This is a genomic window from Methanoculleus sp. DTU007 (genome assembly GCF_001512385.1).
In the GTDB taxonomy this organism is placed as follows: Archaea; Halobacteriota; Methanomicrobia; order Methanomicrobiales; family Methanoculleaceae; genus Methanoculleus; species Methanoculleus thermophilus.
Genome location: NZ_LFRO01000002.1, coordinates 25,279 through 35,309 on the forward strand (window position 1 = coordinate 25,279; position 10,031 = coordinate 35,309).

Genomic DNA, 10,031 nt, shown 5'->3' on the forward strand with positions numbered 1-10,031 from the left:
AGACTGCCCATACCTTAAGAGTTTTCTATCCGAAGGCAGCAGGGACCTGCTGCCGGGGGTGAAGAGTGCAGAGATCAGCCGTCAGATACTGATGAATCTCAGTGGCGACCCCAGGCAATTTTGTGGTAACAACGAGTCTGCCGGGAGGGAGGTATGACATCTGTGCGGCTTCGAGCTGTAGGGGATGTTCTGCTCTGGACGAGGAACGGGAAAGAGCCGTTTGCCCTGATTCAGCACGAACTCCGGCAGAAGGATCTGCTCTTTGGGAACCTGGAGACCGCCCTCTCCGAGACCGGAACCGAGAGCAAGAAGCGCTGGATCAATACAAACCCGCCAGAAGCAGGCGACTACCTCAGAGATGCCGGATTTGACATCGTCAGCGTGGCGAATAACCACACGCTCGATATGGGCCGGGAAGGGTTCGAGAAGACCCTCGAGGGTCTGGAAACCCGAGGAATCGCCTATATCGGTGGAGCAAGGGGTGACGATCCCCCTGCAGGGCAGGTTATCGAGCGGAACGGGATCCGGCTGGGGTTCCTGGCCTACACGAGCGGACGATTCCGGTCGCCATCAGGAGTCACGGTAGCAAAACTGCGGAAAAAAGCCATAATCAACGACATCAAGACGCTGAAGGACCAGTGCGACCATGTTATTCTCTCCCTGCACTGGGGAATCGAGAATACGTACTATCCCTCCCCCAACCAGGTCCGGCTTGCCCATGCCCTCATCGACAGCGGGGCGACCCTGATCCTTGGGCACCATTCGCATACCATCCAGGGGTTGGAACGGTATAATGACGGATTGATCGCCTATTCCCTTGGAAACTTCCAGTTTGATACCGAGATCTTCAAGGAGAAGATTAACAGCACCATGATCCTCTCTGTAGACTTTGACCGGCATGGCATCCGGGATTACACGACCATCCCCTGCATCATCAATAGCGACTTCCAGCCTGAGGTTGCGAAGGGATCAACCCGGGAACAGGTGCAGCGCTGGATTGCAAAATGTTCTGAACGAGTGCAGAAAGGGGAAGTCAGCCGGCGGTGGTGGTTTGAAGAGATCGGTGAGGACTACCTGGTATATAATCTGGAGAGTTATCGCTACCGCATCCGACGGCACGGGCTCGCACCTCTGATCGAGTGTGGAGTCTGGTTGGTGACACCGTTCTGCCTCAACTGCTATGCGGGTATGATCAGGAAACGGCTGAAACAACGGAGCATAAGAGGATACGCATGAATATTTTACAGGTTACCCCGTTCTTTAAACCACTCTGGGAATCGGGAGGAGTTGCGCGAGTTGCATATGATATTTCTCATAACCTTCACGCGAATGGGCACGACGTCACGGTATATACGACGAACAGGAGCCTCCACGCCTACGATCTGCCGACGAATCGTCCAACCAAAGTTGACGGGATGAACGTCTACTACTTCGAAAACCTGCGCAAGTACATCCCGATAACAGCTCCTCCGGTGATGCCGTACTACATGCCGGCAGTCGCACGAAGGGAGATTGCAGGGTTCGACGTGATCCATATCCACGACCATCGTACCCTGCTTACCGTCATCGCGTCGCATTATGCAAGGAAATACGGCATTCCGTATGTGCTCCAGGCGCATGGGGCACTCCCGCGGGATACCGGATCTACACGGATGAAACGGCTCTTTGATATGCTCTGGACAGAGGATGTCATTCGCGGCGCTGCAGGGGTGATTGCGCTCAACAAGATCGAGGCGGATCATTACCGGATGCTGGGGGTTGATGACGAAAAGATAGCAATTATCCCGAACGGACTCGATCTTGCTGAGTATCGCGACCTCCCTCCCCGCGGTAAGTTTCGCGCAGCATGGGGCATCGGCGAGACCACCAAAATCGTGCTCTACCTCGGACGGCTCGACCCGACGAAAGGCATCGACCTCCTGATCCGATCGTTTGCGCTTCTTGCGCGGGAGTTCGATGATGTTGTCCTCATGCTGGTAGGCGAAGATATGGGATTCAACCATGAATTCAAACAGTTGATCCAGTCGCTGGGCATCAGTGACCGCGTGATCTTCACGGGATTCGTAAGCAAGGAAGATAAGTTGGCTGCATATATTGATGCAGACGTCTTCGTCACACCGAGTTTCACTGGATTCCCGGTCACATTTCTTGAGTCCTGCCTCTGCGGGACGCCAATCGTGACAACGGGGCATGGAGATCTGCTCGAATGGATAGACAATACCATCGGGTTCAATACCGAATACACACCGGAAGCGTTCGCCGAGACTGTCGGTCGCCTGCTCAACGACGATGCCCTGCGGGCAAGGCTTGGTGAACAGGCGAAAGAGCTCGTCCTGACAAGATACAACTGGCAGTCAATCGTCCATGAGATTGAGAACTTTTACGCAAAGGTCGCAAACGGCAGCCTCAGCAAGCGGGGTTCCGTCCGGGTCTGACGGATTCAAGATCCCCTAAAACTCTTTTTGGAAGTTCGCGAAGACCTGCCCTGCATAAAATCAGGTGCCCAGGGTTCACGCCAGAAGTCCGAACAAGATGGCGACTATCCGCCGCATAAAGACAAAAAAAGATTGGGGCCAGACCCTGTGCGGGCCAGGCGGTATCGACCGATCTACTCACCGGCAGACGTAGCCTTCATGCCTGCAGTCTGGACATTCTGGCCGCCCTCGACCAGGAAGGCCTTCGGAGAGTCGGAGACGATCTCGCCGGTGTACTGGACATTCTGGTTGTTCTTCGCCCAGACCAGTGTCTCAACCCGATCGCCGGATGCATGGATGTCAACCACAGCATCGCCAAACTGGCCGTTTGTACCGCCGAGACTTGCACCCTTGCCGTCGATTCCGGCCGGGTTTATGAGGTTGAAGTTCTTGATCTGGATGTTCTTTGCAAGATCAACCTGGAGACCGTAGCCGTGCGAGTCAATGCTCGAGCAGTTCTCAAGCACCAGAGCGGGGTCAGTCGAGCGGCACGGGATGCTGTAGTAGCCGGCCGGCTTACGGTATGTGTAGTCTGTCTTTCCGGCACCGGTATCCTTCTCGACGCAGTTGTAGAGTTTGCCGCCGTTCGTGGCATAGAAACCATACAGCGAGTTGCCTTCCGCCGTACAGTTGATGAACGTCGCGTCAGCGTTCGGAGCGTAGTAGCCGCACCCGAAGTAGTGGGTCGACATATCGCTCTGCTTGTAGGGCACCGTCGGATACGGCTTCTGCCCGTTGTTCCGGCTCACACAGTTCTCAAGGACCGCGTCCGTCACCGTGGGATCGAACTCGAAGTGGAATCCGGACTCAAGATTGCCTTCTGCAAGACAGTTCGTCACGCGGAGGCCGTCCATGTCATTGAGTTCGGCAAAGTCGAACCCGGTGATCCAGGGGTTGAAGGCACCCGTGCTCCCGCAGTTGATAGCCTCACAGTTATCGTAGCGGACGTTCTTGATCACCTTGTTCGTTGTGCCCCAGGCGTTGTGGAGGAACCCATATGTCCCGGTATCCACGGCCTTGCAGTTGACGAACTCGACATCCTCGAGGGTCGGCGCATAGACGGCCGGGTCGTGGATCAGGAGGAAGACCGCCTGGATGCTTGCATCCGCAGTTCCTGTAATGTTGTGGATCTTTGCGTGGCTTGCCCGGACAGTCACCACACCAAGCCACTTGACGTTGCTGCTGTAGCCGGTGCCCTCGACGGAGAACCCGTCGAGCGTGATGGACTCCTGGTCGACACTGATGCGCCCGTCATGGGTGAACATAAGGTTTGTCGCATCCGGACCCTGCCCAGAGAGCGTCGTGCCTGCCGGCGGAGCGATAATGCCGGCGCAGTTGAACGTACCATCCGAGAGGACGACCTTACCACCATCCGGCAGTGCGTCAAGCGCTGCCTGGATCTCAACGTGGTCGTCGACTCCGTCACAGACATAGTCTGCCTGGTCCTTCGACAGTTCGGTGCTATCGCTTGCAGCCACGGTGAGCGTGGCCGGAGTTGCAGACTCGACTGCACTTACCGGAGAGAATGCTGCAATCAGGCAGCCTACCAGAAGCAGTGCAGTCAGTCTTAGTATATTTCGCCTATCTGTCATGCCATTCAGCCTCTCTGTGAGGTAGAACTATCGTTTTTTGGCCACCGCACATATATTTTATTATAAAAATAAAATTTGTTAGAATAATTGTCTCGATATATAACGGGATATGATCCGCCTGGTTTGGAAGAAGGCGGTATAGATGCGAGAAAAAGGTCTGCAAAAACATTATATAATATCACTTTAATTTAAATCGAAACAGATAAATACTCGCGCTTTCTTCCGGCAGCCACCCAAAAACGGCCCCCCATTAAGCAGGTATGCGCAGAGTTGAAGGAGAACGGGACTGTGCGTCTGGATGGGTCGAGGACTCCGAGAATGATAGCCGGACAGTGACACGAAGCAATACTGGCGCCGCCAAACTCACCAAGAACGGGACAGAGAGAAACCGGGTACTGCATGGACACCGCTTGAGAGCGCCGTCAGGTTCGTACCATCCTGTGGTGGAATATTCGGTCTAACGGTGCTTGAGAAGAGAATATCTATATAGAGGGGGCCCTAGAGAGGGGCCTATGCGAGTGGCATGCCTGACCTTCTGGTTCTACGACTACACCATCCAGATGGCAAACGAGCTTGCCCGGCACACCGATGTGTTGCTGCTGCTTCCGGACTACAGGTCGGAGGAGTACCTGGAGAGCATTGACCCGAGGGTGAGGGTTCGCGTCTTTGGCTACTCACAGTATGCCGGAAGACTTGGGCCGTCGTGCTACCCGATGCTTCGGGAGATCGTTGCCGCGATCGACGATTTTGGGCCGGATATCGTTCACTACCAGGTGAACAACCCCATGCTCTGCCCCCTTCTGCTAATGCTTCGAAAGTATCCGCTCGTGGCGACGTTCCACGACATCGAGCCGCATGCCGGTGAAGACCGACTCCTGGATCTCGGTTCCCTCCTCTATCGGCTCACCCTGTTCGTATCGAGGATTGTACCCGATCGGATCTTCGTTCACGGGAAGGCGCTCAAAAAGGCCCTGGTAGAGGACTACCGCGTCCCGGACCAGAAAGTGCGTGTCATCCCGATCGGGGAGCATGAGGTGACACCGTTTAAAAAATACGAAAAGGTTGATCTCAGGCCGGAGGGTCATCGAATCCTCTTCTTCGGCCGCATCCACCGCTACAAAGGGCTAGAGTGCCTGATCCAGGCAGAACCGTTTATCACCAGGGAGATCCCGGATGCACGGATCGTCATCGCCGGAACAGGAGAGGACTTTGGCAGGTACAGGGCGGCAATGGCGGGCCGGGACGCATTCGAGGTCTACAACTACAGGATACCCTATGAAGAAGGAGCCCGGCTCTTTCAGCAGGCGAGCGTTGTGGTGCTCCCCTACATCGAAGCGTCCCAGAGCGGCGTCATACCGACCGCATATGGGTTCAGACGACCGGTGGTGGTCACAGATGTAGGGAGCCTGCCCGAGGTCGTCGATGACGGAAAGACAGGATACATCGTGCCTCCACGCGACCCGACAGCACTGGCAGATGCGATCGTGAGACTCCTTAAAGACCCGGAAGCATGCCAGCGCATGGGAGAACAGGGCTACATAAAGCTCAAGACGGATATGGCCTGGTCAACGATCGTCCAATCGCTTCTTGCGGTCTACAGCGAGATTGTACCCGCCTCAGAGATTGTCGAAAAGCCTGCAGACGAGGTCCTGATCGAGAGAACGCACGCTGGTGTAAGAGAGCGATGACCGGGAGAGTTCCGCAATGAGACGGTCATCGGGGAGAAGGGATGGACAGTTTCCCCCGGAGCTAGCATACCCAAAGAGAGCGTCCCCGGACCGGGGACGCTGCAAAGGTTTTAATAGGCAGACTCGATAGTAAGTGCACGGACAGGATAATAACCGATCAGAGGCCCCCAATGAGGAAGAGGCCCACCAGAGACTCGCCTGATGTATCATGTACCTGCTCAATCCACTTCAGATGAACGACTGGGATAACAGGAGATTCTTCTGGGTATTTCAGGCGATTCAGCTCGCTTTCATCGGGGTAATCCTCCTTGACCTCCTCGGACACTACATACCGATTGCAAGAGAGGCTCTGGCTTTCCTCTATCTGACATTCCTTCCAGGGGTCCTTGTGCTGAAGGCACTCAGGTTTCATAATCTCGGCACGATCGAGACACTGCTCTACTCCGTCGGACTGAGCCTTGCAGTCCTGATGCTCACAGGTTTTGCCGCAAACATCATCTACCCGCTGCTCGGGTACGCACGCCCATTCTCGTTTGCGAGTCTCTTTCTTACAACCGTCGCTGTTGTGCAAGTTCTGCTCTACATAGCGCTCACAAGAGACCGGGGGCATACCACATCCAACCCTAAAGTGGAGATCCCCCCATCCCCTGCCGTACCATTCCTGATGCTGCTTCCGTTTCTTGCAATCCTCGGGACATATATGCGCGACGAGTATCACATGGTCACTCTACTCTTTCTGCTCCTCATCCTGATCGCGATCATCGGCCTCGCCATCGGATATGACCAGTTCATCCCCGAATCATGTTACCCGCTGGCGGCCTACACCATTGCGCTCTCGCTCCTCTATCATACCGCACTAATATCGGAGTATGTCTGGGGCTATGACATCCATCACGAACTCCATCTCGCAAACAGCGTGTTGATTCCGGGATTCTGGGACATGAGCATACCATACAACACAAACGGGATGCTCTCCGTCGTTGCGCTCGTACCTATCTACTCAATCATCTGCAGTCTCGACCCGGTCTGGGTCTTCAAGATCCTCTACCCACTCCTCTTTGCGTTCGTGCCGCTCGGACTCTACCGGGCAATCGAGAGACAGACAAGCCCGAAGATCGGCCTTATATCGGTCTTCTTCTTCGTCTCGTTCTTTACGTTCTACACCGAGATGATCTCGCTTGCTCGCCAGCAGATCGCAGAACTCTTTCTTGTCCTGACGATCCTCGCGATGATCGACAAAACCATGGACCGCGGCAGGCGGGCATTCCTCATGATCACATTCGGCTTTGCCATGATCGTCTCGCATTATGGCCTCTCGTATATCTACCTCTTCTCACTCATTCCGGCATGGCTGCTGCTGATAACCCTGGAACGCCTGCCGTTCGGCTTGCAGGAACTAGTCCGGAAAGTGGCAGGCACCCTGGCGCCCGACCTGCTTGCTCCAAGAGGGGGCAACCCGCAAGAGATAAGGACACTTGTCCTTCCCTATATCCTGATATTCGCCACGTTCACCTACCTCTGGTACTCGACGATAGCCGAGGGTATGGCATTTGCCACCATCACAGGCATCTGGGATAAGATATGGAACACCCTCTTTGTAGATCCCCTCAATCCGACAACCGCTCAAGGGATGCAGATCCTCACCAGGCGATCATCCACACTCTTGCATAGCCTGGCAAAGATCGTCCATATCACCACCCAGGGGCTCATCGCGGTGGGACTGCTCGCAACCCTGGTAAAGGCGAAACGGTGGCGTATCGAGCCCGAGTATCTTGCTCTCTCACTCATCTTCCTCCTCATAAACGTAGCCGGGATTATCGTTCCGTTCTTTGCAAGCTCCCTCAACACCAGCCGCCTCTACCACATCACCCTGATCTTGCTTGCCCCGTTTGCAATCATCGGTGGTATAACTCTCTACGAGACAGTAGCATCAAGGATACGCATGATAACCGCCATCCCGCTGATGAAAACACCATATCAGATATTATCAGCATTCTTTGTCGTATTCCTCCTCTTTAACAGCGGACTAATCTATCAGATCACAAACGACAACCCGACATCGATGGCGCTCGAGACCACTGGCGATAAACCAGTCTTCAACGGCAAAGAGGTGCAGGGGGCCAGATGGCTCTACTTAGAGGGTATCAACCGTCCAATCTACGTCGACGGTATGCGCTGGTGGCTCCTGCTGGGCTTTGATCCGGATCATCAACGTTACCTACCGGCAAACGTGTCGCTGGTGGAGCCGAACTCCTACCTTTACTTCGGCACGTATAACCTGGTCCGAGAGAGCGTCCGGCTCGAAGCACAGGAGGGCACGGTCACCGTGGCAGGCTATACCGATGCTGAACAATTCATCAGCAATAAGAATCGGATCTATGATAATGCCGGATCCGTCATCTATTACAGGTGACGGACAGAAACTGGGCACCTGCAACCGGAATTACCCTCAAATAGGGGGTGATCCGGGATCATATCCACCCTTTTCTCTTCAGAATAAGCACCACCAGGATTGTGCCCAGCACATACGTAATAAGCCACGCATACCCCATGCCAATGAGGCCGAAGAGATGCATCAGGGTAAACCCAAGCCCGAGCAGCGCGACACTGACAAAACTGCTGATGACGATGAGACTCCTGAGATCATTTCTCACCTTTGCGATGGATATGAACGTCTGGCAGACGGAGACGAATATAGCGGAGAACGCAAGCACCCGCAGAAGAGCCATTCCTTCGACGTAATCCTTGCCAATCAGGTTGAGGATCTGCTCCCCAAAGAGAGAAAGACCGATGATCGCAGGTATGAGCAGGGCGAACATGCTCGCGAGCGTCCGGAACACGCTTCTTTTCATCTCTCCTCCATGGCTTCCCTCAACAAAGAGCGAGGTCGTGAACGCATACGGGATCATGAAGAGGATTGAGACGATAGCATAGGTGATGTAGTAGCTCGCGGTGCTCTCCGCTCCCAGCACGTGGAGGACCATGATCGGGATGACCATGTTCGGGGCGGACATCAGTATCCCGGCGATATACGCACCGGCAGAGAATTGCCACGCCTCCCGCAGAAAGACCCGGTCTACGCAGAGTGCCGGCCGTACGGAACACCGGGAGAGTAGGAAGAGGGAGAGAATGAGCCCGAGGACAAACGAGAGACCATAGGCGCTGAAGATTCCCATTGCCCCAAGGAAGATCAGAGGGGGGAGGAAGAGGATCCTCGAACCGTAAAGGAGATTCAAAGTAAAGTAGTGCTCAGACTTCCGTAGAGCGTTGAACGCCCCCTCAAAGACCCAGGTGATGGAGTAGGTACCGAGGAAGGCAAGGTAGAGCGGTGCGACCGTCTTGACGATCGTAAGCTCGGGGGATATGACATCCACTGCCGCAATGAAGATCAGCCCCGCACCAAGCGCCACTGCTGTCGGCACAAGGAGGGCGGTTCCGAGCACCCGGTTCTTGTCACGGCTGGGGAAGAACCGGATCACTGATTGATCCAGGCCAAGCCGCGAGATGAGGATGAGAAGCCCCATGGACGACATCAGAGCGGTTGCGATGCCCACATCGGCCTGCGAGTAAAGCCGGGCTGCAATCATCCAGAAGAAGAATCCAAAGCCCGCAGCAACAAGCGAGGAGGCCATGATGAAGAACGAATTTCTGATAAGCGGCTCCTGCAGGTGATGCCTGACCTCACTGAAGTTTTTGGGGAGTGCTACAGCCATCGGGCGCCATTATCGAGCGACATCTATATAGATGTATCCACCGCTCTGCTCCCTTTACCCCCGATGTTAAAACAAAGGATGAGGCTAGAGGACAACTCTAGCCCCGACAAGTGTTCACAGTGACGTTGTTCTGCCAAAGAAGAGATCTGCAATCTTGGCAACGTCAGACCAATCCACGACGCCGTTTCCGTCAAAGTCGGCAGCGGCATCGGGCTTGGTAGTCCCCTGGACCATTCCGGCGACGATCGTCACGTCTGCCCAATCAACGGTGCCATCTCCGTTGAGGTCGCCCTTCGTGGGGGCGGACTGGGCTTTGACAACAATAACCTTGCTCATGATGTTATTGTTCTCATTGCTCTCGGCAATCCGGTTGACATCATCTACGGTAGCTTTCACGGTATGAGTTCCCGTGATGGCCTTCCAGGTTGCACCGACCGAGCCGCCGTTTGCAGTCAGCGTGATTGACGCACCAGGGGCAAGCGAACCAGTATGGGTGTCGGACCAGACACCGGGACCGGCGGCGCCGTCATCAAACGTGAAGAGGACGCCGTGCTTTACGCCCGC

General features: G+C 54.9%; 7 protein-coding genes. 4 read left to right on the forward strand and 3 right to left on the reverse strand.

Going from position 1 to position 10,031, the window contains the following annotated elements; translation table 11 throughout:
* The first annotated feature begins 153 nt into the window (after window positions 1–153).
* Both ACI94_RS00280 and ACI94_RS00285 read left to right on the forward strand, forming a co-directional pair.
* Window positions 154–1,236, forward strand: coding sequence for a CapA family protein (locus tag ACI94_RS00280; RefSeq protein WP_066957081.1), 1,083 nt, complete (start codon window positions 154–156; stop codon window positions 1,234–1,236).
* Entirely contained in the window at window positions 1,233–2,435 is a 1,203-nt protein-coding gene (locus ACI94_RS00285) for a glycosyltransferase (RefSeq protein ID WP_066957084.1), read from the forward strand. The genes ACI94_RS00280 and ACI94_RS00285 overlap by 4 nt, the downstream gene beginning before the upstream one ends.
* A 173-nt stretch (window positions 2,436–2,608) precedes the next feature.
* Here ACI94_RS00285 and ACI94_RS00290 read toward each other — a convergent pair whose 3' ends face one another.
* The gene (locus tag ACI94_RS00290; protein WP_066957087.1) at window positions 2,609–4,066 is read right to left on the reverse strand and encodes a right-handed parallel beta-helix repeat-containing protein; all 1,458 of its coding nucleotides are present in this window, start codon (window positions 4,064–4,066) and stop codon (window positions 2,609–2,611) included.
* A gap of 512 nt (window positions 4,067–4,578) precedes the next feature.
* On the opposite strand from ACI94_RS00290, the gene ACI94_RS00295 reads away from it, so the two are divergent.
* Both ACI94_RS00295 and ACI94_RS00300 read left to right on the forward strand, forming a co-directional pair.
* Window positions 4,579–5,754, forward strand: coding sequence for a glycosyltransferase family 4 protein (locus ACI94_RS00295; RefSeq protein ID WP_066957091.1), 1,176 nt, complete (start codon window positions 4,579–4,581; stop codon window positions 5,752–5,754).
* Window positions 5,755–5,986: 232 nt separating this feature from the next.
* Entirely contained in the window at window positions 5,987–8,167 is a 2,181-nt protein-coding gene (locus ACI94_RS00300; protein ID WP_224732818.1) for a DUF2206 domain-containing protein, read from the forward strand.
* A gap of 58 nt (window positions 8,168–8,225) precedes the next feature.
* Here the strand turns inward: ACI94_RS00300 and ACI94_RS00305 are convergent, their stop codons facing one another.
* On the reverse strand, window positions 8,226–9,467 hold the full coding sequence (locus ACI94_RS00305) for an oligosaccharide flippase family protein (RefSeq protein ID WP_066957098.1): 1,242 nt from the start codon (window positions 9,465–9,467) through the stop codon (window positions 8,226–8,228).
* A gap of 114 nt (window positions 9,468–9,581) precedes the next feature.
* Window positions 9,582–10,031: CARDB domain-containing protein (locus tag ACI94_RS00310; protein WP_286680947.1), on the reverse strand; the 450-nt coding region annotated here is incomplete at its 5' end.